General features: G+C 74.7%; 21 protein-coding genes and 1 riboswitch. Of the genes, 12 read left to right on the forward strand and 9 right to left on the reverse strand.

Features of this window, described 5'->3' with window-relative positions:
* Positions 1 to 23 precede the first annotated feature (23 nt).
* Both Cch01nite_RS17040 and Cch01nite_RS17045 read left to right on the forward strand, forming a co-directional pair.
* On the forward strand, positions 24 to 1052 hold the full coding sequence (locus Cch01nite_RS17040; protein WP_203757644.1) for a glycosyltransferase: 1029 nt from the start codon (positions 24 to 26) through the stop codon (positions 1050 to 1052).
* The gene (locus Cch01nite_RS17045) at positions 1049 to 2110 is read left to right on the forward strand and encodes a glycosyltransferase family 4 protein (protein ID WP_203757646.1); all 1062 of its coding nucleotides are present in this window, start codon (positions 1049 to 1051) and stop codon (positions 2108 to 2110) included. The genes Cch01nite_RS17040 and Cch01nite_RS17045 overlap by 4 nt, the downstream gene beginning before the upstream one ends.
* Here Cch01nite_RS17045 and Cch01nite_RS17050 read toward each other — a convergent pair.
* From Cch01nite_RS17050 to Cch01nite_RS17060, 3 genes are read right to left on the reverse strand one after another with little or no spacing between them, the layout of a single operon-like run.
* A complete protein-coding gene (locus Cch01nite_RS17050; RefSeq protein ID WP_239070841.1) occupies positions 2103 to 2894 on the reverse strand; it encodes a polysaccharide pyruvyl transferase family protein in 792 nt (263 codons plus the stop codon). The genes Cch01nite_RS17045 and Cch01nite_RS17050 overlap by 8 nt on opposite strands.
* Position 2895: 1 nt before the next feature.
* Positions 2896 to 3939, reverse strand: coding sequence for a glycosyltransferase (locus Cch01nite_RS17055; RefSeq protein ID WP_203757648.1), 1044 nt, complete (start codon positions 3937 to 3939; stop codon positions 2896 to 2898).
* The gene (locus Cch01nite_RS17060; protein WP_203757650.1) at positions 3936 to 5543 is read right to left on the reverse strand and encodes a lipopolysaccharide biosynthesis protein; all 1608 of its coding nucleotides are present in this window, start codon (positions 5541 to 5543) and stop codon (positions 3936 to 3938) included. The genes Cch01nite_RS17055 and Cch01nite_RS17060 overlap by 4 nt, the downstream gene beginning before the upstream one ends.
* 136 nt (positions 5544 to 5679) lie before the next feature.
* Between Cch01nite_RS17060 and Cch01nite_RS17065 the strand changes: the two genes are divergently transcribed.
* Positions 5680 to 6798 (forward strand): polysaccharide pyruvyl transferase family protein, encoded by a 1119-nt coding sequence (locus Cch01nite_RS17065; protein WP_203757652.1) that lies wholly within the window; start codon positions 5680 to 5682, stop codon positions 6796 to 6798.
* A gap of 36 nt (positions 6799 to 6834) precedes the next feature.
* Here the strand turns inward: Cch01nite_RS17065 and Cch01nite_RS17070 are convergent, their stop codons facing one another.
* Positions 6835 to 7554: a hypothetical protein gene (locus tag Cch01nite_RS17070; protein WP_203757654.1), complete on the reverse strand. Its 720-nt coding sequence runs from the start codon at positions 7552 to 7554 to the stop codon at positions 6835 to 6837.
* Between the two features lie 102 nt (positions 7555 to 7656).
* On the opposite strand from Cch01nite_RS17070, the gene Cch01nite_RS17075 reads away from it, so the two are divergent.
* The 4 genes from Cch01nite_RS17075 (at position 7657) to Cch01nite_RS17090 (ending at position 12262) form a co-directional block, all read left to right on the forward strand.
* The gene (locus tag Cch01nite_RS17075; protein WP_203757656.1) at positions 7657 to 8079 is read left to right on the forward strand and encodes a MarR family winged helix-turn-helix transcriptional regulator; all 423 of its coding nucleotides are present in this window, start codon (positions 7657 to 7659) and stop codon (positions 8077 to 8079) included.
* Positions 8076 to 9398 (forward strand): MFS transporter, encoded by a 1323-nt coding sequence (locus tag Cch01nite_RS17080; protein WP_203757658.1) that lies wholly within the window; start codon positions 8076 to 8078, stop codon positions 9396 to 9398. The genes Cch01nite_RS17075 and Cch01nite_RS17080 overlap by 4 nt, the downstream gene beginning before the upstream one ends.
* Before the next feature lie 102 nt (positions 9399 to 9500).
* The gene (locus tag Cch01nite_RS17085) at positions 9501 to 11372 is read left to right on the forward strand and encodes a DUF4012 domain-containing protein (RefSeq protein WP_203757660.1); all 1872 of its coding nucleotides are present in this window, start codon (positions 9501 to 9503) and stop codon (positions 11370 to 11372) included.
* A gap of 149 nt (positions 11373 to 11521) precedes the next feature.
* The gene (locus tag Cch01nite_RS17090; protein WP_203757662.1) at positions 11522 to 12262 is read left to right on the forward strand and encodes a peptidase; all 741 of its coding nucleotides are present in this window, start codon (positions 11522 to 11524) and stop codon (positions 12260 to 12262) included.
* 127 nt (positions 12263 to 12389) lie between these two features.
* Here Cch01nite_RS17090 and serC read toward each other — a convergent pair whose 3' ends face one another.
* The gene (serC, locus tag Cch01nite_RS17095; RefSeq protein WP_239070844.1) at positions 12390 to 13535 is read right to left on the reverse strand and encodes a phosphoserine transaminase; all 1146 of its coding nucleotides are present in this window, start codon (positions 13533 to 13535) and stop codon (positions 12390 to 12392) included.
* 113 nt (positions 13536 to 13648) lie between these two features.
* Between serC and Cch01nite_RS17100 the strand changes: the two genes are divergently transcribed.
* The 4 genes from Cch01nite_RS17100 to Cch01nite_RS17115 all read left to right on the forward strand — a co-directional run bounded on the left by Cch01nite_RS17100 (position 13649) and on the right by Cch01nite_RS17115 (position 17627).
* Positions 13649 to 14350, forward strand: coding sequence for an iron-dependent transcriptional repressor DtxR (locus tag Cch01nite_RS17100; RefSeq protein ID WP_203757663.1), 702 nt, complete (start codon positions 13649 to 13651; stop codon positions 14348 to 14350).
* 367 nt (positions 14351 to 14717) lie between these two features.
* Positions 14718 to 14875: riboswitch (cyclic di-AMP (ydaO/yuaA leader) on the forward strand.
* Between the two features lie 2 nt (positions 14876 to 14877).
* The gene (locus Cch01nite_RS17105) at positions 14878 to 15651 is read left to right on the forward strand and encodes a C40 family peptidase (RefSeq protein ID WP_203757665.1); all 774 of its coding nucleotides are present in this window, start codon (positions 14878 to 14880) and stop codon (positions 15649 to 15651) included.
* 296 nt (positions 15652 to 15947) lie between these two features.
* Positions 15948 to 16502: an HNH endonuclease gene (locus Cch01nite_RS17110; protein WP_239070847.1), complete on the forward strand. Its 555-nt coding sequence runs from the start codon at positions 15948 to 15950 to the stop codon at positions 16500 to 16502.
* A gap of 171 nt (positions 16503 to 16673) precedes the next feature.
* Positions 16674 to 17627 (forward strand): universal stress protein, encoded by a 954-nt coding sequence (locus Cch01nite_RS17115; RefSeq protein WP_203757669.1) that lies wholly within the window; start codon positions 16674 to 16676, stop codon positions 17625 to 17627.
* Between the two features lie 21 nt (positions 17628 to 17648).
* On the opposite strand, the gene Cch01nite_RS17120 is transcribed toward Cch01nite_RS17115, so the two are convergent.
* On the reverse strand, positions 17649 to 18125 hold the full coding sequence (locus Cch01nite_RS17120) for an Lrp/AsnC family transcriptional regulator (protein ID WP_239070850.1): 477 nt from the start codon (positions 18123 to 18125) through the stop codon (positions 17649 to 17651).
* A gap of 230 nt (positions 18126 to 18355) precedes the next feature.
* On the opposite strand from Cch01nite_RS17120, the gene Cch01nite_RS17125 reads away from it, so the two are divergent.
* The gene (locus Cch01nite_RS17125) at positions 18356 to 19660 is read left to right on the forward strand and encodes a CAP domain-containing protein (protein ID WP_203757671.1); all 1305 of its coding nucleotides are present in this window, start codon (positions 18356 to 18358) and stop codon (positions 19658 to 19660) included.
* A 73-nt stretch (positions 19661 to 19733) separates the two neighbouring features.
* On the opposite strand, the gene rocD is transcribed toward Cch01nite_RS17125, so the two are convergent.
* The 3 genes from rocD to Cch01nite_RS17140 all read right to left on the reverse strand — a co-directional run bounded on the left by rocD (position 19734) and on the right by Cch01nite_RS17140 (position 22436).
* Positions 19734 to 20960: an ornithine--oxo-acid transaminase gene (gene rocD / locus Cch01nite_RS17130; RefSeq protein WP_203757673.1), complete on the reverse strand. Its 1227-nt coding sequence runs from the start codon at positions 20958 to 20960 to the stop codon at positions 19734 to 19736.
* A 13-nt stretch (positions 20961 to 20973) separates the two neighbouring features.
* A complete protein-coding gene (gene ddaH / locus Cch01nite_RS17135; RefSeq protein ID WP_203757674.1) occupies positions 20974 to 21816 on the reverse strand; it encodes a dimethylargininase in 843 nt (280 codons plus the stop codon).
* A gap of 158 nt (positions 21817 to 21974) precedes the next feature.
* Complete coding sequence (locus tag Cch01nite_RS17140) at positions 21975 to 22436, reverse strand: SRPBCC family protein (protein WP_203757676.1); 462 nt, start codon at positions 22434 to 22436, stop codon at positions 21975 to 21977.
* Between the last annotated feature and the right edge of the window lie 6 nt (positions 22437 to 22442).

Genomic DNA, 22442 nt, shown 5'->3' on the forward strand with positions numbered 1-22442 from the left:
TGCCGGATGACGTGTCGGATGAGATGCCGGATGACACGCCGGATGACACGCCGGATGACACGGGCCTCGAGGCGTCGCAGATCTCGGTCGTCGTCCCGACCACGGGCCGGGCGTCGCTCCTGTACGCGGTCGTCTCCGTGCTCGACCAGCGGCCGCCCGTCCGCGAGGTCCTCGTCGCCGCCGACACCGCGGCACCGCTGGACCTGCCCGACGACCCGCGGGTCCGCACGCTGCGCGTCGGCCCGGGGGCCGGCGGGAACGCGGCGAGGGCGGCCGGGATCGCGGCGGCGCAGGGGAGCCTCGTCGCGCTCCTCGACGACGACGACGCGTGGCTGCCCGGGAAGGTCGACGTCCAGCTCCGCCACCTGCGCGCGACCGGGATCGACGCCCGCGCCGTCCCGTGGCTCGTGACCGCCCGCGTCCGGGCGGTGTTCGCCGACGGGTCCGCGCCGAAGGTCTGGCCCGCCGAGCCGATGCGGCCCGGGGAGCGGCTGACCGACTACGTCCTGTGCAAGCGGCGGCTGGTCGAGGGGCGCGGGTTCGTCCAGGCGTCGACCCTCCTGTTCCCGCGGCGGCTGGCCGTCGAGGTCCCGTTCGACACGTCGCTGCGGTTCCACCAGGACCTGCAGTGGCTCGTCGACGTCGAGCGGCGGTTCCCCGACGTCCGCGTCGTCCAGCCGGCCGAGCCGTGCGTCGAGTACCACGTGCCGGTCGAGAGGAGCAGCACCGTGTCGGGCAGCATCGGCGCCGACGAGTCGCGGCGGTGGGCCGTCGCGCACCTGCGGGACGTGAGCGCGCGGGCCCGGGGCGACTTCTTCCTCACGAAGCCGGTCGCGTACGCGCGCCGGTCCCACCAGCCGTGGCAGGCGGTCCGTGCGGTCGCCACCGGCTGGCACCTCGGGCGACCGGGGCTGCCGGCGACCCTGACGGCGCTGCGTTCCGTCGCACTGACCACCGTGGCGGCAGCCGGGGACGCCGTGCGCGGACGACGTCGCCCGCTCGACGTCCGACCCGCGATCGCGGCCCCCGACCCCGGACAGGTGAGCCGATGACGGCGCAGCCGATGCGCGTCGCCATGGTCACGCCCGACCTCGGGTCCAACTCGCTGGGACGGACGTACGCGCTGTGGCTGCTGTGCCGCGCGCTCGGCTGGGACGTCACCGTGGTGTCCACCCGCGGCGACGACGTCTGGGCGCCGCTGCGCGGGACGCCGTTCGCGGACGACTGCCGGACCCCCGCCGTCGCCGGTGACCGCGTGCTGCGCGAGGTCGTGCGGGACAGCGACCTCACGATCGCCGTGAAGCCGTTCCCGTGGTCGTTCGGTGCCGCCCTGCGGGTCTGCGAGGAGCTCGACCGGCCGCTGCTCCTCGACATCGACGACCCCGACATCGAGTACGTCCTGTCCTGGGAGCGACCCGCGGTCCGGTCCGCCCGCTCCCTCCTGCAGCACCGCCGGGTCGCCGACCTCAAGAGGATGAGCTCCGCCGCGCGGCGCGTCCCGACGACCGTCAGCAACCCGGTGCTGAGGAGGACGTGGGGCGGTGAGGTCGTGCCGCACGCCCGGGTGGACCCCGGCCCGGGCGCGAGCCCGCGGGAGTCCGCGCCGGTCATCGCGTTCATCGGGACCAACCGGCCGCACAAGGGGCTGCCGGTGCTCCGGCACGCGGTGCAGCGGGCGCAGTCGCACGGGTACCGGCTGGTCGTCACGGCCGACCCGCCACGCGACGCCCACCCGTGGGAGGAGTGGATCGGTCAGACGTCGATGACGCGCGGGCTCGACCTCGCCGCCTCGGCCGACGTGGTGGTCGTGCCGAGCCTCGACTCCGTCTTCGCCCGCGGCCAGCTCCCGGCGAAGCTCGTCGACGCGATGCTGCTGGGGCGCGCCGTCGTGGCGACCGACCTGCCCGCGGTCCGGTGGGCGCTCGGGGGTGCGGGCGTCCTGGTGCGCCCGGGGTCGGCGGCGGAGCTGGCGGACGCGCTCGGCGTCCTCGCGGACCCCGCCGTGCGGGAGGCGATCGGCGGGCAGGCACGTGCGCACGCGCTCGCGTCCTTCACGGTGGAGGCGGCGCGTCCGCCGTTCGAGGCGGCCTGCCGGCGCGCCGTCAGCTGAGCCACAGGTCGCGGGGGAACGCGGCGACGAGCGCGGCCGGGTCCCAGCGCGGACCGGCCTCGCCGCCCATCTCCAGCGCCTCGGCGACCGAGCTCGCGGGCGTGTGCTGCTCCCGTCCGGTCCCTGCGTAGTAGTCGTCGTACTTGAACGACGGCTCGGAGACGTACCGGACGCGCCGTGCCGGGATCCCCAGCGACTCGGCGACGACGAGCCCGTGCAGCGACGACCCGACCACGAGGGAGCTGCGGGCGATCCGGCGCAGGCAGACGTCGAGGTCCGACCGCGGGTCGAGCTCGCCGGGCCGCAGGCGCCGGGTCGCCAGCTCGTGGAAGTTCGGCACGACGAGCACCGGCCCGGACGGGTCGCGCAGCGTCGCGAGGTCGGGCCACAGCATGCCGACGAGCAGCCCGGGGTCGCCGTACACGGCCGGCGCGTCGATCCCCTTGCTCTCGAGCAGCGCGCGCGTGAGCGGCCCGCGGACGGCGCGCACGTCGAGGTGGGTGAAGGGGTACGGCTCCGCGACCGACTTGCCGTTCGCCCCGGTGCCCCAGACCGTGTCGCCGTCCTGGGCGAGGCGCAGGATCGACCCGACGGTGACCAGCCGGCGGGGTGCCGGCCGGGCGTGCGAGAGACCGGCGTCCGCGACGAGCCTCCGGACGATCGCCGGCCCGAGCAGGTCCCCGAAGTTCCCGACGCGGCCGCGGTGCCTGATCAGGACGCCGAGCGGCGCACGTGTCCAGCGGCGCGGGTTCCAGTGCACGACCTGCACGTCGCTGCGGGTCACGTCACCCGTCCCCGTCGCGGACCAGGGACGCCCCGCGCGGCGTCGCTCGGCGGAGCTCCAGCGCGCGGCGGTACGCGACGGCGTGCCGCCGACCGACGTCCGCCCAGGACCGGGCGGTGAGGTCCGGCGGCGGCCGCTCGCCCGCGCGGGTCGCGGCGACGGCTCGGACGACGTCGTCGGGCTGCAGCTCACCGTCGTACAGGTGCACCCAGCCGGGTCCGACCTCCGTCCCGAGCGCGCGGGTCGTCGGCGAGCAGGGCACGAGCACGGGCCGTCGCAGGGACAGGGCGACGAGGACGGCGCCCGAGTTGAACATCTCCTCGTAGGGCAGCACGACGAGCTCGGCGCGGCTCACCTCGGCCGCCAGCTCGTCGTCCGGGACGAACGCCAGGTTCGCGGTGACCCTGTCGCTGCGTCGCGCCGCGTCGCGGACCCGGTCCGCCACGGTGGCGTCCACGGGCTTGCCGACGACGCGCAGCGTGAGGTCGTCCGGGAGGTCCGGGACGAGGTCGACGAGCCGCTCGACGCCCTTGTAGCGGCGGAGCAGCCCGAAGAAGAGGAGCCGGCCGTGCTCGGCGGCCGGCAGCTCGCCGTCGGCCAGCCGCCCGACGTAGTGACCGTGCGGGATCGTCATCGCGGCCGCACCGGCGGGCACGTCCGTCGAGTCGTTGAGCGTGATCCAGAAGTCGGTGCGCTCGTCGAGCCTGCGCAGGGCTCGCCCTTCCCACCGGTGTCCGGACTCGTGGGGCTGCTGGTTGTGGACCGTGCGCAGGACGGCGACCCGGCGGGCGCGCAGACGGCGCAGCAGGAGCAGCAGGAGCCCGTACCGGGCGGCCCGGAGCGGGCGCGACGGGTGCCGGACGAGCGTCTCGGGCCAGTGCACGTGCAGCACGTCGTAGCGGGCGAGCAGCGCCCGGCGCCACGAGAAGGTCCACGGCTCGACCCCGGTGGGCGCCGACTCGAGCATGTGGTCGACGTAGCGCGTCGTGCCGTCCGGGGCGCGCAGCGTGTGCAGGACGACGAGCACGTCGGGGACGCCGGTCACCGGGCACCTCCGGCCGTCCCGGCGGTGGCCGGCCGGTCGACGGCGACCTCGCCCCGCCGTGCGAGCAGCGTGCGGCTGGAGAGCATGAGCCTGAGGTCCCTCCCGAACGGTCGCCAGACGAGCGCCAGCACGGCCGCCACCGCGGCGAACGTCACGAGGGCCGTCGGGATCGTCACGAGCGCGCTCGACGGGACCTGCTCGACGACGACCCAGGCGAGCGCGCCGCAGACCACGTAGCCCGCGACCGCGCGCAGGCCGTTCGCGAACAGGGCCCGCCCGGGCGCCCCGACGGCTCGCGTCACCCACAGCAGGCCGGTGGGCCAGACGACGGTGGTGGCCGCCGCGTACCCGGCCGCGACGCCGATCACGCCCCAGTGCGACCCGACGAGCACCGCGACGATGATGAGCGGCCGCGTGGAGAGCACGAACCGCAGCTGCGAGCGGGTCGCTCCGGACGACTGGAACACCCAGCCGGTCGGGAACGCCACGATGTCGAACAGGCCACCGATCGCCAGCACCCGCAGGATCGGCACCGCACCCATCCACGTCTCGCCCAGGGCGAGCCGGACGAGCGGCTCGGCGAGCACGATGCCGAGCACGAAGACGGGCACGGTGATGTGCAGCAGGATCGTCTGGCCCGCCAGGAGGTAGCGCCGGTACTTCGCGCGGTCCGGCACGAGGCGGGACAGCACCGGCAGGGCGACGCGCGTCGCCGGGGCGTTGATCTGCATCATCGGCAGGCTCATCAGGCCGAACGCCCGGTTGTACAGGCCGGTCGCGGTCGGGCCGAACCGGGCGCCGATGACGACCGAGTCGACGTTGCGGCTCGCGTAGGCGACGAGGTAGGTCCCGAGCAGGTTCGCGCCGTACGAGACGAGGCCGCGCATCTGTGCGCCCCGGCGGGGGAGGCCGGGCCACCACCGCGCCGACGCCGTCACGCCGAGGCAGGCGACGGACGCCCGGACGAGCTCCTGGATCACCAGCGCCCAGTACCCGAGCCCGGCGAGCGCGGCGACGACGGCGGCCGCCAGCCCGAGCCCGAGCGCGACCAGGTCGATCGCGGCGACGCGCGTGAAGCGCATCGCGCGCATCAGGCTGGCGCGGTGCTGGGTGCTCAGCCCGCTGAGCAGCAGGGTGGCCGACAGCGCGACGACCACGGGCGCGACCGCGGGCTCGTCGTAGAAGCGGGCGATCGGCTGCGCGCAGGCCGCGATGACGGCGCCGACGAGCAGCCCGAGGCCGGTGTTGATCCAGAACAGGTTGTCGCGCTGCGGACGGGACAGCTGCTGCGCCTGGATCGCCGCGTTGCCCAGCCCGAAGTCGCGGAACAGGTCACCGATGCCGATCAGGGCGGCGACCATGGCGACGAGGCCGTAGTCGTGCGGGGTCAGCATCCTCGCGAGCACGACGAGGCTCGCGAACCGGATCGTGGCGCCGGCGACCTGGCTGCCCATCGTGACGGCGGCGCCGCGCGCGGCGACACCGGCGAGCGCGGGGGTGGTCGTCGTCGCGGTCGTCGCTGGGGGTGTCGTCGAGGAGGAGATCTGCTCGTCGTCCGCAGGCGTGCGGGTGCGCGGATCGGTGCCCTCGTCGGACGTGGTCAACAGGCCCCCCTGTCCGGACCTCGCCGACGCCCGCGCGGCGGCGTGCGACCGACGAGGATCCGTGCGGCGCACCCTGTTGCGCCACAACTCCACACCATAGGGTCAAGTGGACGTTCCCGAACGCGCTGGAGGCACGGTGGTCGGTCGGACAACCCCTTGGCGGGCGGTCTTCCTCTCGTTGACGGGGCAGGACGACAACATCGGGGACGTGGTCCTGCGGCGACGGCTGCTGCACGACGTCGCGGGGCTGGGCCGGTGCCACGCGCTCGTCGTGGGGCAGTCGGCCGGCTACGTCGACGGGCTCGCCGCACCGCCGGGGGTCGCGCTGTACTCGTCGCGCAGGAGGTGGGGCCTGGCCCTGCTCGCTGCGCTGTGCCGAGGGCGCGTCCTGCATCTCGGCCCGGCCGGCGAGGTGCACGGTGAGGGCCGGGGGGACCGTGAGGGGGCCGTCCGGCTGCTGCGGGAGCGGGTGATCGACTGGCTGCGGCGCCGGCGGGGGAGCCGGTTCGCCTGGGTCGGGGTCGGGGCGCGGAACCCGTCGGACGAGCGTCTGGCCGCGGTGCGCCGGCTGGCGCTCGTGGCGTCCCCGATGATCTGGCGGGACGCCGAGTCGTCGCGGGTGCTGGGCGGGACGACGGGGCCGGACTGGGCGTTCGGCGAGGACGGGCGCGAGCTCGGCGTCGTCCGGGAGCCGGGTCCGCGCGACGTGCTGGCGGTCTCGCTGCGGTCCGGCGGGTCCGGGGTGTCGGACGCCTGGGTGGACGGGGTCCGTCTGGCGTGCCGTCGGCTGTCGTTGCGTCCGCTCACGTTCGTCCAGGTCAGGCGGGACGGCCCGGTCAACGAGGAGCTCGCGGCACGGCTCGGCGGCGAGCACCTGCCGTGGCCCGCGGACGTGGAGCACCGGGGGCAGGAGGTGCGGGTGCGCGCGCAGCTCTCGACGGCCGCGCTCGTCCTGAGCGACCGTCTCCACGCGCTCATCCTCGGGACGACCGAGGGGGCGGTGCCCGTCTCGGTGTTCTCCCACCCGGACCTCAAGATCGGGCGGAGCATGGCGGCGGCGGGGATCGACGGCGTGAGCGCCGACGCCTCGGGCATGAGCGCGGACGAGGTCGCGGACTTCCTGTGCGACGCGGTGGGCCGCCGTGCGGAGATCCTCGGTGCCGCCGCCGACGCGGCCCAGCGCGTCCGGGGGTACGGCGGGCTGCTCGCGGACCCGGCGGCGCCGCGGACCGTCGGGGTGCCGGTGGCGGGCTGACAGGCGGCGCCCGTCCACGACGGTCGCACGGGCTGGTCAGCCGGGGACGCGCAGGGCCAGGGCGGTGCCGAACCGCCGCGCGGGCTCGAGGCCGTACTCGTCCTGCCACGTCGTCAGCGCGAACGTCTCCGCCTGCTGCATGTGGGCGTCGACCAGCACGAGGCAGCCGGGCGTGAGCCGGTCGTGCATGACGGGCAGCAGGCCGACGCGACCGCCCTCGCGACCGAGCCCCGGCGGGCCGTCGCACACCACGAGCGCGAACCGCTCCGGGAGGCCCGACGGCACCCGGTACCACTCGAACCCGTCGTGCTGCTCGACGGGAGCGAGGTGGAGGCCGTCGGCGGCCAGCCCGATGTCGTCGAGGAGCGTCCGGATCCTGCGGTGCCATCCCGGGTCGCTCTCGAGCGACACCACGGGCTGCGACGCGTAGACGGCGAGCACGACGGTCGTCAGGCCGCTCCCGCACTCGAGGATCGGGCCGTCGGACCTGCCGGCGAGCCAGGCGACCGCCCGGACGTAGTCGACGTTCGCCGCCGCCCGCGGGTTGTCCCACCCCCAGGCGAGCCGTCGGGCCTGGCGCGCGGTGGGGATCCGCGGGCGTTGGGCCGTCAGGTCGCGGATCACCGTGCGGAGCACGTGGCGCCGGACCGGCGCCGTGACCGCCGTCGTGACGGGCCGGACCCGGCGCTCGACGCGTCGCAGCGCGCGCCGCACGGGGACCGGCGTCCGGGCCTTGATCGCGCTCGCGACGGTCATGATCCACCTTGGGCGCGCCGGACGGGCCGCGCCACTTCTGGCCGGAGGGCGCCACTCGCCGGCCGCCTGTCATTACGCAAGGTAATGAGTTACGCTAAGCAGATGCCCCCGACCAACGCCCTCGCCGGAGAGCTCCGGGTCGCCCTCGGCCAGGCCGCGCGCCGCATCCGGCAGGAGCGCGGAGCCGCCGGCCTCACGGACCCCCAGTACAACGTCCTGCTCTGGCTCACCAAGAAGGGCCCGCTCACCCCGGGCCAGCTCGCCGAGATCGAGCGCATCCAGCCGCCGAGCATGACGCGGACCGTGAACGGCCTCGTCGAGCTCGGTCTCGTGCAGAAGGCCGAGCACCCCACCGACGGTCGTCAGGTCGTCGTCAGCCTCACCGAGAACGGCGTCGCCGAGGTCGCCGAGACCCGCCGCCGCCGCGACGCCTGGCTCACGGCGCGCCTCCAGGAGATGAGCGCCGACGAACGCCGGCTCCTCACGGACGCCATCGAGCTGCTCCGGAGGATCGCCCAGTCGTGAGCACGTTCGACAGCCTGAGGTTCCGCAACTACCGGCTCTGGTTCGCCGGCGCACTGGTGGCCAACGTCGGCACCTGGATGCAGCGCGTCGCGCAGGACTGGCTCGTGCTCACTCAGCTCACGGACAACTCCGGGGTCGCGGTCGGGATCACGACCGCCCTGCAGTTCGCGCCCGTCCTCGTCCTGTCCCCGTGGGCCGGGCTGCTCGCCGACCGGGTCGACCGCCGCAAGCTCCTCATGGCCACGCAGGGCGGCATGGGGCTGCTCGCCGCCGGGCTCGGTGCGCTCGTCATGTCCGGGCACGCCGAGCTCTGGCACGTCTACGTGTTCGCCGCGCTGCTCGGCTGCGTCGCCGCGATCGACGGGCCCGTGCGCCAGACGTTCGTCGCCGAGCTCGTGCCCGGCGCCAAGCTCGCCAACGCGGTCGGCCTCAACAGCGCCTCGTTCAACGCCGCCCGGCTGATCGGTCCCGGCGTCGCCGGCCTGCTCATCGCCGCCGTCGGCACCGGCTGGGTGTTCCTCATCAACGCGGTCACGTTCGCCGCGACGATCCTGTCGCTGACCCGGATGCGGACCTCCGAGCTGCACGGCATGCCGACGACGACCCGCGCGAAGGGCCAGCTCCGCGAGGGCATCGCGTACGTGCGCGGCCGCAGCGACATCCTCGTCATCATGGTCGTCGTCGGCGTGGTCTCGACGTTCGGCCTCAACTTCCAGCTCACCAGCGCGATGATGGCGCGCACCGAGTTCGGCAAGGGCGCGGGGGAGTACGGGATCCTCGGCTCGATCCTCGCGATCGGGTCGCTCACGGGCGCCCTGCTCGCCGCCCGGCGCGACCGCCCGCGCGTCCGTCTCGTCATCGGTGCCGCGTTCGGGTTCGGGCTCGCGACGGGCGTGATGGCCCTCATGCCCACCTACGTGTCGTTCGCGGTGGCGTGCATCCCCGTCGGGCTCGCGTCGCTCACGATGATGACCGCGGCCAACGCCACGATCCAGATGAGCACCGACCCGGCCGTCCGTGGCCGGGTGATGTCGCTCTACATGATGGTGTTCCTCGGGGCCACGCCCATCGGCTCCCCGATCGTCGGCTGGATCGGCGAGACCTTCGGCGCCCGCTGGTCCATCGGCGTCGGCTCGATCTCCGCGCTGCTCGTCGCGAGCGGCGCCGCGCTGTGGGCCCGCCGGCACTGGCAGGTCAGGGTCCGCTACCACGTGCTCGCCCGCCCTCACCTCGAGGTGTACCGGTACGAGCCGGGCGTCGGCCGGGTGCCCGAGCCGCGCGGCGCCCTCGAGGCCGCCGACGCGCAGACCGCGGCCTGACACCACCGGGTCGCCGCCGCCCGGCTGAACCTGTGCGGCGGTCCGGGTGAACATGCCCGGTTGCCGTATCGACCTTTCTGCCCGACATGTCACGATCGCCCCGTGGGTGGTCAGGACGAGGGGGCGGGCCCGGTGGTGGTCGAGGAGGGTCGACCAGGGCCGGCCGAGAGCCCCCACGTCGACGGGGACGACGGCGGGGTCGTGGACACGGCCCCGCCGCCCCGTCGCCACCGGCTGCGACGGGTGGTCCTCGTGGTCGCGCTCGTCCTGCTCGTGCTGGCCCTGCTGGCCGGGTGGCTCATGTTCCGCGGCTACCAGGCGGCCGCCGGGCTCCTCGACGCCAAGGCGGTCGTGGCGGACGTGCAGCACGGCATCGACGAGGGCGACGCCACCCGCCTCGGCGCCGACCTCGCCGCCGCGCAGGACGCCACCGCGCGGGCCCGCGCCGCGTCCCACGACCCGGTGTGGCGCGCCGCCTCCCACCTGCCACGCATCGGACCGCAGCTGGCCGCGGTGAGCACGCTGTCGGCGGCGCTCGACGACGTGACGCACGACGCGCTGCCCGCGGCCGCCGACCTGACCGCGCTCGTCGGTGAGGGGACGGGCATCCGGGACGCCGACGGACGCATCGTGCTCGCGCCGCTGGCCGCCGCCGCACCGTCGCTCGCCGACGCCGCGACGGTCGCCCGGTCCGCCCAGACGCGCGTGGACGCCATCGACACCGACGAGCTCGTCGGCGCGCTCGCCGGTCCGGTGCGCGACGCGCAGGACGCGCTCGCAAAGCTCTCGGGCGTCCTCGGCGGCGGGGCGGAGGCCACCGCGCTCCTGCCGTCGATGCTCGGCGCGGACGGTCCCCGGACCTACCTGGTGGTGGCGCTGAACTCGGCCGAGCTGCGCAGCGCGGGCGGGATCGTCGGCAGCCTCGTGCTCGTGCACGCGGACGACGGTCTGCTGTCGATCGGCACCCAGCTCTCGACGAACGACCTGCGCGGGCTCGCCGAGCCCGTCCTGCCGCTCACCGACGCCGAGCTCGCGACCGCCGGCCCGGGCCTCGGCAAGAACGTGCAGAACGCCGTCCAGACCCCCGACTTCCCCCGGTCGGCCGAGCTGCTGGCCGCCCGCTGGAAGCTGAGCGTCGGCGACGACGTGGACGGCGTCGTCGCGACCGACCCGGTGGCGGTCGCGGGCCTGCTCAGGGTCCTCGGGCCGGTGACCGTCCCCGACGGCGGCAAGGGCACGCGCCTGACCGCCGACACGATGATCCCGACGGTCCTGCGCGACTCCTACCTGCGCTTCCCGGACGCCCTCGACGGCGACCGCTTCTTCACGTCGGTCGCCGCGACGATCTTCAGCAAGCTCACGACGACGACCGCCGACCCGCTGCGCCTCGCCGAGGCCGCCGCCGAGCAGGGCCAGGACGGCCGGATCCGGGTCTGGTCCGCGCACCCCGACGAGCAGCGGCGCCTGGCCGCCACGAACCTCGGCGCGGCCTTCCTCACGGGCGACGCCGGCGACGCGACGGGCGTCTTCCTCAACGACGCCACGATGGGCAAGGTCGACTACTACCTGCGCAGCACGGTGACGGTCGAGGACCTGCGGTGCACCGGTGACGACCCGACGGCGACGATCCGCGTCGACCTGTCGTACGACCCGCCGGCCGACATCATGTCGGCACCGCCGTACGTGCTGGGCCACTCGGCGGCCGTCGCACCCGGCTCGGCCGGCTCGACGGTGTCCGTGTACGCGCCCGTCGGCGCGAACCTGGGTGCGGTGCGGCTCGACGACGGGTACGTCGGCGGTGCCACCGCCGAGACGGACGGTCGCGAGGTGGAGGTCGTCCAGTCGGTCCTGGCGCCCGGCGCCCGGCAGACGTTCCGGTTCGACGTCCCCGTGCGGGACGGCCGGGTCGACGTGTGGACCACGCCGACGGTGGCGTCGCCGGGGTTCGTCTCGGCGTCGTGCTCCGCCCCCTGACGCGCGCCCGCACGCCCCTGACCTGCTGCGGGCCAGAGATCGCCCGGTCGTCGTCCGAAATCACCCGTTCTGCCCCTGTCTGCCGGAGCCTACGCACGGGACGATGAGGGCAATTCGGTCAGTTCCGGTCCTCCGCAGGGGGTTTCGTCATGAGCAAGATCCTGAGGGCGTGCGTCATCGCGGCCCTGACCGCCGGCGTCGCGCTCGGTGCCCCCGGGGTCGCGCTCGCGGCCGTCGACCCATCGCAGGAGGCCACCCAGGCGCCCTCGCCGTCCGCCACGCCGAAGGCCACGACGCCGGCGGTCACGCCGACGGGCGGCCAGTTCGGCTGCCTCGGGGAGACCGACGACTACGGCGTCCCGCTGCCGTGCGAGCTGCACCTGACGCTGCTGTCGCCGGTCTGCGACAACGACGTGCCGAAGCTCCGCTACGTGGCCGAGGCCATCGGCAGCCCCAACACCACCGTGACCATCACGTGGCTCAACCCGGGTGGCGCGAACGTCGTCCAGTCCGGCCTGCCGCTGAGCGGCACGGTCCTGTGGCCGGGTGCGGTCGTCGGGCCTGACGGGAAGGGCGCAGACTGGCCGGGCTGGCGGCAGCTCGCGGACGGCACCTGGGTCCAGGGTGACGAGTTCGACTGGGTGCGCCCGGCCGTCTCGGTGCTCTTCCAGGTGAACCCGGAGGCGACCGTGTCGGTCGCGTACCCGCCGTCGAGCCCCAACTGCGCGACCAACCCGCCCGGTGCAGAGGTCCTCGCGGCCAGCAACGAGGTCCTGTCCGCGACGGGCACCGACGCCGCGCCGCTCCTGATCGGTGCCGTGGCCCTCGTGACCGTGGGCGGCCTGGTGCTCGCCTTCGTCGCCCGCCGCCGCGGCTCGCACTCCGCCTGACCCCGTGACTGCCGGCGGCCCCTCGCAGGGCCGCCGGCGCCGACGGGCCTGCAGCAGCACGACGCCCGCCCCGTGATCCACGGGGCGGGCGTCGTCGTCCGGCCGTGAGCCGGGGGGACGGTGCGGCTCAGACGAGCTGGTCGACGACGTGGTCGATGCACGCCGTGAGCGCGAGGACGTCGTCCGGGTCGACGGCGGGGTACATCGCGACGCGCAGCTGGTTGCGGCCGAGCTTGCGGTAGGGCTCGACGTCGACGACCCCGTGGGCCCGCAGCACCGATGCGACGGTGGCCGCCTCGATCTCCGGTGCGAGGTCGACGGTGGCCACGACCGTCGAGCGGGCGTCGGGGTCGGTGACGAACGGCGTCGCCCAGTCGCGGGCCTCCGCCCAGCCGTACAGGTGGCCGGCCGACGTCGCGGTCCGCTCCGCGGCCCACGCGAGCCCGCCCTGCGCGAGGATCCAGTCGACCTGCTCCGCGAGGAGCCACAGGGTCGCGATCGCCGGGGTGTTGAGCGTCTGGTCCAGCCGCGAGTTCGTGACGGCGGCGGTCAGCGACAGGAACTCGGGCACCCACCGGTCGGACAGCTCGAGGCGCCGGGCGCGCTCGACCGCGGCGGGCGACAGGAACGCCAGCCACAGGCCGCCGTCGGACGCGAACGACTTCTGCGGCGCGAAGTAGTAGGCGTCGGTCTGTGCGACGTCGACGGTCAGCCCGCCGGCCGCCGACGTCCCGTCGACGACCACGAGCGCGCCCTGGTCACGCGAGCCGGCGACCCGCCGCACGGGTGCGACGACACCCGTCGACGTCTCGTTGTGCGCCCACGCGTACACGTCGACGCCCTCGGCGTGCGCCGGCACGGCGACCTGGCCCGGAGGGGCGGTCGTCACGACCGGCTCGTCGAGGAACGGCGCGCGCGCCGTCGCGGCGGCGAACTTCGCGCCGAACTCGCCGAACGCGGCGTGCGCGCTGCGCCGCTCCACGAGGCACAGCGTCGCGACGTCCCAGAACGCCGTCGAGCCGCCGTTGCCGAGCACGACCTCGTAGCCGTCGGGCGCGTCGAACAGCGCCGCGAGACCCGCGCGCACCCGGCCCACGAGCGCACGGACGGGCGCCTGGCGGTGCGACGTCCCCATCAGGGCGGCACCGGCACCGGCCAGCGAGTCGAGCTGCTCGCTGCGCACCTTGGACGGCCCCGAGCCGAACCGGCCGTCCCGCGGCAGGAGGTGCGCGGGGAGGGTGATCGCGGGCGGGGCGTCGTGAGCAGCAGGCACGGCCCGAGAATAGGCCGTCCTGCCCCCGGAGCGTCGGTCCGACCAACTAACCTGTGCACAGCGCGTGGCTCGTGATGAGCGAGCCGTGCAGAACAGACGCGGGAGGCAGTGCGGTGAGCGACCTGATCGACACGACCGAGATGTACCTCAAGACGATCTACGAGCTCACCGAGGAGGGTCGCACGCCGCTGCGCGCGCGGATCGCCGAGCGGCTCGGCCACTCGGGACCGACCGTCTCGCAGACCGTGGCCCGGATGGAGCGCGACGGGCTCGTGGTCGTCACGGGGGACCGGCACCTGGAGCTCACGGACGCCGGCTACGCCAAGGCGGTGCGCGTGATGCGCAAGCACCGGCTCGCGGAGCGCCTGCTGACGGACGTCATCGGCCTGGAGTGGCCGTACGTCCACGAGGAGGCGTGCCGGTGGGAGCACGTGATGAGCGAGCGGGTCGAGAAGCGGCTCGCGTCGCTCCTGGACCACCCGCACTTCGACCCCTACGGCAACCCGATCCCCGGTCTGGCCGAGATCGGGGAGGACGTCACGCGCGTCGGCTTCCTCGACGGCGTCACGCCGCTCACGTCGTACGACGGTGACGGCAACGGCGACGGGGCGCGTGCGGTCGTCGCTCGCATCGCCGAGCCGCTCCAGGTGGACGTCGAGCTGCTGTCCCGGCTGGCCGAGGCGGGCGTGCGTCCCGGGAGCGAGATCGCGATCGAGCGCGGCGTGGGCGTCGTCACGGTCGGGGCGCCGGGCTCGCAGACCGTGCTGGACCTGCCCGAGGACGTCGCGCGGCACATCTTCGTCGGCGCGCCCTGACCCTGCCGAGAGCCGCCGGCGGCCCCGCTCCCCGACGGGAGCGGGGCCGTCCTGCGTCCCGGGGGCGGGCGGCGAGTCGTGTGTGAGATGACGCACGTGCGACGCCCCGATGACGCCCGGATGGCGGACATCCGACCCTCCGGCGACATGTCCGGACGTGCCCGGATGTGCGCGCTCCCACGGCTGTGACGTGCATCTGCGCAGGTCAGCCATGTCCGTTCAGGACGAGCGTCCAGTTACGCCGCACAGGTTCGTGATCGGAACGTGACAATCGCGGGAGGGGTCCTGTACGTTCGACCTGCTTCCCGGAACCCTCCTCCGTGGAAGCCCTCGAGCGGAACGCCTAGCCCTGCCGCCGTTTCGAGGTTCCGTACAACCGCCGGCAGGGGCGGGGGACCCAAGTTCGGGCACCGGAAGTTCGGTGTCCTTGGGGTGAAGTCGCAGTGACAGCTCCATCGTCACGGCGGCCGGGTGTTCTCCCACCCGAACCCGACAGCTCACCTCGCAGGCGACAGGAGAGGCACCACGTGACCGTGAGCACCACTCGCGCCCGCCATCGCGCAGCGCGTCGACCGTCGACGCCCCTGACCGAGCTCGCCTCGGCCGCGTCGGAGCAGATGGGGACCGTCGGCCGTCGTACCGCTGTCGTCGCCGCTTCGTCAGGCCTCGTCGTGACGATGCTGAGCGTGCCGGCCAACGCCACCGCGCACTCCGACGAGGCTGCCGGCTCCCTCAACGCCGTGGACACCGCCGCCCTGACGGCGTCCGCACGGGCCGCGCTGAACACGTCGCCGGTCGTCACCGCCCCGGCCGAGGCCGCGTGGACGTTCGACGCCCCGGCCGTGACCGCCGTCAAGCCGGTCGAGGTCAAGCAGACGCGCGCCTCGACCGCCGCGTCGCGCAGCACGGCCCGCGCGACGACGGCGACGACGGCCGCCGTCGTCAACGCCCCGATCCCGCAGTCGGTCGCCGGCAACGCGGTCCTCGAGATCGCGGCCCGTTACGTCGGCACGCCCTACGTGTCGGGCGGCACCACGCCGATCGGCTTCGACTGCTCGGGCTTCGTCTCCTACGTGTACGCCCAGCTCGGCGTCTCGCTGCCGCGCACGTCGTCCGGCATCAAGGCCGCCGGCACGGTCGTCTCGCGTGAGGACGCGCTGCCGGGCGACATCATCTGGAGCCCCGGCCACGTCGCCATCTACGCGGGCGGCGACCAGCAGATCGACTCGCCGCGTCCCGGCAAGACGGTCCAGTTCCGCGACATCTGGCAGAGCTCGCCGGTCTTCATCCGCATCGGCTGACACCACTTTCCGCCGGCTCCCTGCAGCCGGCTGACCTCGAGGCCCCGACGACGTCGCCGTCGTCGGGGCCTCGTCGTCTGCCCTCACGTCCGCGCACCGGCCGTCACCGTCCCGGGCGTCCCCTCGGCGTCCCCTCGGCGTTCCCCCGGCGTGCCGGGCGGGTGAGGTCCGGGCCGCGCGCAGCGATCTGCCTCGGTGCGGTGCAGGTCGGCGCGTACGCTGGTCGCGCACCACGCTGTTGCACGCTCCGCCGGACCGGCAGCCAGCCGGTCCGACCCATGAGGTCGGGAGTACCCGTGCTGACCGAGACACCGCCATCCCTCACCGCCCCGCACGCCTCCGGGCCGCTCATCGGGTCGGGTGCCCGGACGTTGCTGCTCAACGCCAGCATGGAACCGCTGTGCATCGTGAGCCTGCGCCGGGCCGTGTCCCTGGTGATGACCGAGAAGGCGACCGTGCTGGAGACCGACGGTCGCGTGCTGCACTCCGAGCACATGTCCGTCCCGCTGCCGGTCGTGCTGTGCCTCACGCGGTACGTGCACGTGCCGGTGCGTCACCCCGTGCCACCCACCCGTCGGACCGTGCTGCAGCGCGACAGCCACCGCTGTGCCTACTGCGGGGGCGGCGCCGACACGGTCGACCACGTGCACCCGCGGTCGCGCGGCGGCCGGCACGAGTGGGGCAACGTGGTCGCGGCGTGCGTGCGGTGCAACCACCGCAAGGCCGACCGGCTGCTGCACGAGATCGGGTGGTCGCTGTCGTTCACGCCGCGAGCGCCCCGGTGGTCCGTGACGTTCGCCGCGGGCGGTGCGCGGAGCGAGCCGCTGTGGTCGGCGTACGTGCCCGCCTGATCCCGGTCCTGCTGCCGCACCCCGTGTGACCTGCACCAAGAGTGTGTCAAGATACGGTCTTGCGCGTGTCCTGACGGGTGCGCCCACAAGGTCCGCGGGGCCACACTGGTCCCGGCGGCAGCCAGGGCCGGCGGACACGCGGTGCGCAGCGACGAGCACGGAGGGCCCCACATGGCGCGAGACGACGTGGTGCTCGTCGGGCTCGACGGGTCGGCCGCGAGCCTGCACGCGCTGGACTGGGCGACGGCCGCCGCGCAGGCGCACCGCCTGGGTCTCCTCCTGGTGTGCAGCTACGCGCTCCCGTCGTTCACCGCGGCGTCGCTCGACGGCGGGTACGCGGCGCTCGACGACACCGCGATCCAGGAAGGGGCCAAGGCCGTCCTGGCCGAGGCGACCGCCCGGATCTCCGACAGCGGGGTCCCCGTCACCGCGAAGGTCATGACCGGCGACGCGGCCGGTGTGCTCGTCGAGCTCTCGCGCGACGTCCGGATGGCCGTGGTCGGCACCCGGGGACGCGGAGGGTTCGCCGATCGGCTGCTGGGCACCGTCTCGTCGGCGCTCCCGGCGCACGCCTACTGCCCGACGGTCGTCGTGCCCCTGCGGGAGCACGGTCACGCGCTGCCCGACGACGCCGCGCTGCCGCCGGTCCGGCCGGTCCGGCGCATCGTCGTCGGCGTCGACGGGTCGCCCCGGGCGGAGCAGGCGCTGCGGTACGCGATCGCCGAGGCCGAGGTCTGGGGCGCCGAGGTGACGGCCGTGGCGGGCGTCCCCATCGGGTCGATGACCGGCGTGCTCGCGTGGCTGCCGGACGCCGTCGACCACGAGCAGGTGCTCCGAGACATGGCCGAAGGGCTGAACGTCGTCGTGGACCGCGCGCTCGTCGGGCACCCGGACGTGGTGGTGAAGCGGCACGCGCTCGACGGCAGCGGCGCCGAGCTCCTCACCGAGTTCTCCGTCGCGACCGACCTCATCGTGGTCGGCTCGCGGGGGCGTGGCGGGTTCGCCGGCCTGCTCCTCGGGTCCACGAGCCAGGCGGTGCTGCACCACTCGGAGTGCCCGGTCGTCGTCGTCACGCACCGGTGCGCGCAGGACGAGCCCGCGACGCAGGGCGCCGCGACCTCGTAGCGCACACCGGGAGCGGGGGTCTCACTCCTGGGCGGGACCGCCGGGGACGTCCGGGCGGCGGACCAGCGCGGACAGCACGACGGTCGAGCGTGTGCGCGACACGAACGGCTCCGCCGCGAGTCGCTCGACGACCCGTTCGAGGTGCCGCATGTCCCGGGCGCGGACCTGCACCATGAGGTCCACGTCGCCGGTGACCGTGCTCGCGGCGACGACCTCGGGGTACTGCTCGACGGCGTCGCGCATCGTCGCCGGGCTCGTGGAGCCCTGGCAGAACAGCTCGACGAACGCCTCCGTGTGCCACCCCATCGCGCCCGGGTCGAGCCGCACGGTGAAGCCGCGGATCACGCCGCGTTCCCGCAGCCGGTCGACGCGGCGTTTCACGGCCGGCGCGGACAGCGAGACACGGGCTCCCACCTGGGCGAACGTCGCCCGGGCGTCGGTCGCGAGAACCCGCAGGATCGCGGCGTCGAGCGGGTCGAGGGCGTCGTCTGCGGGCACGGGAGACATCATCGCGCGTGCGGCCGGTGCGCGGGTGTGAGCGCCGTCATGCGCCGTTCAGGTGGACAGGTGACCTGGTTGCCTCGATTCTGGCAAAGACCCGCAGAGGACACGAGAACGATCAAGTCGGACCGGAGGGGGCCTCAAGCCGGACCCGAGATGCACCGATATCACTGGCCGGAGCACCTGCGTCGCGCGGGCAGCAGGGCTCACGTTGAGGGGGAGTCGACGTGGTCAAGGACACCGATCGGTCGTCGAGCAGCATCCCGCGTCGCAGCGCCGCCTCGGCGTCCGCGACGACGGGCCAGCCGACGACGGGTGCGCCGGGCGTAGCGCCCGCCACCCCCGGGGCGACCCTCGTGCAGGGGCCGCCTGTCGCGCACGCCGCGGGCGTGCCGACGCCCGCACCGTCTGCCGAGGCCGGGAGCGCGAGACCAGCGCCGCCGGCCTCACCGCGTGAGACGACGGCTCCGTCGACCGGAGCGCCGGCCCGCGGACGCACCCCCACCATCCCGACGCAGCGCGTCCCTCCCGCGGACGAGCTCGCGCCCACGACGCCCCGGCGGCGCAAGGTCCCGATCGCGGTGGCGGGCGCCGTGGCGTTCGCGCTGGTCGCGACCGGGTCGGCCACGTGGGGCATCCAGCGTGACCGTGCCCAGGCCGCCGAGGAGGCCCGCCAGCAGGCGCACTCCCGGGTCGACGAGGTGGTCGCCGCGCAGGGTGCCGACGCCGCCGCGTCGCGCACGGTCGGCGAGCACGCGACGCTCGTCGTCTACGACGCCGGACGGGCGCAGGTGCAGTCGGCCGCGCAGGCCGCGCTCGCGCACGCCGCCGCGACGCTCGCCGCGACACCGCAGGCGGGCGACGGACCCCGGGCCGCGCTGCAGGGTGCGTCCGACGCGCTCACGACGGCGGCCGCGGACCCGCACGTGTCGTTCGCGGCGCTGCGGACGGCGACGGCCGGCCTCGCCGCACCCGACCAGGCCGCCGTGCAGGCGCAGGCCGCGTGGCAGGCCGCGGAGGACGCGCGCATCGCCGCCGAGCAGGCGGCGGCCGCGCAGGCCGCGGCGGACGCGGCGGCCAGGGCGGCTGCGAAGCCCGCGAAGGCGCGCACGACGACGAGGTCCCGCACGAGCACGAGCAGCAGCTCGACCACCGCACCCGAGCCCGAGACGTCGGGTGGCGCCGGCACGGTGTACCCCGCAGACTCGATCGGCGCGGCGCTCAACAGCTTCCGCAGCTCGCAGGGGCTCGGGACCCTGGCGATCGTGTCGTCGGGCGCGCGGGTGTCGCACGCTCGGGCGATGGCGGCGTCGGACAGCATCTACCACAGCGGTGCGACCCCGGAGATCGTCGGCCGGGTCAGCGGGCCGAGCTCGTCGGCGATGATCAACGCGTACGCGAACTCGGCGAGCCACCGCGCGATCATGGTCGGGAACTACTCGACCGCCTACATCGGGGCCGTGACCGCGCCGTGCTCGATGGGCGGCAACTCGTACGGCGAGTGCCTGTACACGGCCATCACGTTCGGCTGACGTCACGCAGTCGCACGACCGCCCGGCACCCCAGGATCGGGGGGCCGGGCGGTCGTCGTCTGGGGCCGGTGCGTCAGGCCAGGGCGTCCGTGAGGCGGTCGACGGCGAGGTCGAGCTCCTCGTCGGTCATCGTGAGCGGCGGTGCGAGCCGCAGCGTGCGGCCGTGGGTGTCCTTGGCGAGCACGCCGCGGGCCAGCATCCGCTCGCACAGCTCCCGGCCCGTCCGGGGCCCCCCGGACCGGGTGGGCTCGACGTCGAGGCCGGCCCAGAGGCCGACGCGGCGCACGGTGCGGAGCATCCCGGCGGCGACGAGCCCGTCGAGCCGGGCCCCGAGGTGGGCGCCGAGCGCGCGGGCGCGGGCCTGCGGCTCGCCGGTGTCGAGGAGGTCGACGACCGCGAGCCCGACGGCGCACGCGAGCGGGTTGCCGCCGAACGTGGAGCCGTGGGTGCCGGCCGTGAGGACGCCGAGCACGTCGGCCCGTCCGACGACCGCGGACACGGGCACGATGCCGCCGCCGAGCGCCTTGCCGAGCGTCACGAGGTCCGGCCGGACACCCCACAGCTCGCACGCCAGGGTCGTGCCCGTGCGGCCGAGGCCGGACTGGACCTCGTCGGCGACGAGCAGCACGTCGGCGCGGGTGCACGCCGCGCGCACGGCGGGCAGGAAGTCGTCGGGCGGGATCACGACTCCCTGCTCGCCCTGCACGGGCTCGAGGAGCACGGCGACGGTGGTCTCGTCGATCGCGGCCTCGACCGCCGCGGCGTCGCCGTACGGGACGCGCCGGAACCCGGGCGTGTACGGCCCGAAGCCGGTGCGTGCGTCGGGGTCGGACGAGAACGACACGATGGTCGTCGTCCGGCCGTGGAAGTTGCCGTCTGCGACGACGATCGTCGCGCGCCCGTCGGGGACGCCCTTGACGTCGTAGCCCCACTTGCGGGCGGCCTTGATCGCCGTCTCGACCGCCTCGGCGCCCGTGTTCATCGGCAGCACCATCGGCTCACCCGCCACGAGCGGCCCGACGAGCTCCGCGAGCCGTGACGCGAACGGCAGCAGCAGGTCGTGGTCGAAGGCCCGGGACGTGAGCGTGAGCCGGTCGAGCTGGGCGTGCGCGGCCGCGACGAGCGCCGGGTGCCGGTGCCCGAAGTTGAGCGCCGAGTACGCCGACAGCAGGTCGAGGTACCGGTGCCCGTGGGTGTCGGTGACCCAGGAGCCCAGGCCCTCGGTGATCGTCACGGGCAGCGGGTGATAGTTCGGCGCGAGCACGGTCGCGGTCACGGGCTCGTGCTGCACCGCGGTCATCGTCGTGCTCCCTCTACGCCGTGCGGATCTCGGGGCGGATCTCGAGCGTGCAGCACTTGGCGCCGCCGCCGCCCTTGAGCAGCTCGCTCGTGTCCACGGGGATCGGGGTGAAGCCGCGCTCGCGCAGGGCGGCGGCCAGGTCGGTCGCGCCGGGGGCGACGACGACGTTCAGGCCGTCCGAGACGGCGTTGAGGCCGAGAGCGCGCGCGTCCCGCTCGGTGGCGATCACGGCGTCGGGGAACAGCTGGCGCAGCACCGCCTGGGAGCCCGACGAGAACGCGGGCGGGTAGTAGGCGACCTGCGGGTCGGAGCGGTCGCTCGACAGCACGGCCAGGGCCGTGTCGAGGTGGTAGTAGTGCGGGTCGACGAGCTCGAGCGACACGACCGGGCGGCCGAACAGCTCCTGCGCCTCGGCGTGCGCGGCCCGGTCGGTGCGGAAGCCGGTGCCGGCGAGGATGAGGTCTCCGACGGTGAGCAGGTCGCCCTCGCCCTCGTTGATCTGGGCGGCGGTGTGCGTGACGTAGCCGCGGTCGGCGAACCACTTCTGGTAGGCGGGACCCTCGGCGGCGCGCTCGGCGTACCGGAACCGGGCGGAGTAGACGACGCCGTCGACCATCGTCGCGCCGTTCGCGGCGTACACCATGTCCGGCAGGCCGGGGAGGGGGTCGATCGTCTCGACGGTGTGGCCGAGGTCCAGGTAGGTGTCCCGCAGCGTCCGCCACTGCCGGACGGCGAGCTCCGCGTCGGTGAACCGGGTCTTGTCCATCCACGGGTTGATCTCGTACGACACGGTGTAGTGGACGGGCTCGCACATCAGGTAGTGGCGGTCCGTGCGGCCGGGGGCGGTGGCGGTCATCGGGCTCCTCGGGTGCGTGCTCGGTCCGCCGCCGGGGGACACGGCGGCAGTCGTCTTCGAGCGTACGAGACGGGTGCGCATGCCTCCCTGCAGGTGGAGTTGCGCGTCTGGGCGCGATCTGTTGCGCAGATGTGTTGATCAGCGGCGATCTGTTGCGTTCAGGCGGCGCGCAGCTCGCGGTCGACCTGCCGCAGCGCCCACGCCGTCATCGCCCGGACGAACGGGCCGACGACCGCCGCGGTGAGGCCACGCGGCAGGGGCCCGCCCAGGTGCACGTCCTCGACCCAGCCGACCTGCGACGACGCAGGCCCGGCCGCGACGACCTCGATCCGCGCGCTGCCCCGCAGCACCCGCCCGACCTTGACGAACGTCGCCACCCCGACCCCGCCGTCCGTCGGCGGGTCGTACCGCTCGACGCGCATCCGGTCGACGATCCCCCGCCCACCGCCGCGCGCGAACGGGCCGGAGACCGCGACGACCCGCGTGCCGAGCGCGGGCGGCCCGTCGGTCTCGACCCGCGTCCACGGGATCCACCGGGCGTGGTTGCGGACGTCGGTGAGCAGCGCCCACGCCTCGTCGGCGGCGACGGGCAGGGTGCGGGTGACGCGGACCTCGCTCATCGGGCC

This window comes from Cellulomonas chitinilytica (assembly GCF_016862675.1).
GTDB lineage: Bacteria > Actinomycetota > Actinomycetes > Actinomycetales > Cellulomonadaceae > Cellulomonas > Cellulomonas chitinilytica.

Excerpts from the sequence above, each read along its gene's own strand:
- Cch01nite_RS17040 (WP_203757644.1), top strand. The coding sequence starts at position 24 with ATGCCGGATGACACGCCGGATGACACGCCGGATGACACGGGCCTCGAG.
- Cch01nite_RS17045 (WP_203757646.1), top strand. The coding sequence starts at position 1,049 with ATGACGGCGCAGCCGATGCGCGTCGCCATGGTCACGCCCGACCTCGGG.
- Cch01nite_RS17070 (WP_203757654.1), bottom strand. The coding sequence starts at position 7,554 with ATGACCGTCGCGAGCGCGATCAAGGCCCGGACGCCGGTCCCCGTGCGG.
- Cch01nite_RS17075 (WP_203757656.1), top strand. The coding sequence starts at position 7,657 with ATGCCCCCGACCAACGCCCTCGCCGGAGAGCTCCGGGTCGCCCTCGGC.
- Cch01nite_RS17090 (WP_203757662.1), top strand. The coding sequence starts at position 11,522 with ATGAGCAAGATCCTGAGGGCGTGCGTCATCGCGGCCCTGACCGCCGGC.
- Cch01nite_RS17115 (WP_203757669.1), top strand. The coding sequence starts at position 16,674 with ATGGCGCGAGACGACGTGGTGCTCGTCGGGCTCGACGGGTCGGCCGCG.
- rocD (WP_203757673.1), bottom strand. The coding sequence starts at position 20,960 with ATGACCGCGGTGCAGCACGAGCCCGTGACCGCGACCGTGCTCGCGCCG.
- ddaH (WP_203757674.1), bottom strand. The coding sequence starts at position 21,816 with ATGACCGCCACCGCCCCCGGCCGCACGGACCGCCACTACCTGATGTGC.
- Cch01nite_RS17140 (WP_203757676.1), bottom strand. The coding sequence starts at position 22,436 with ATGAGCGAGGTCCGCGTCACCCGCACCCTGCCCGTCGCCGCCGACGAG.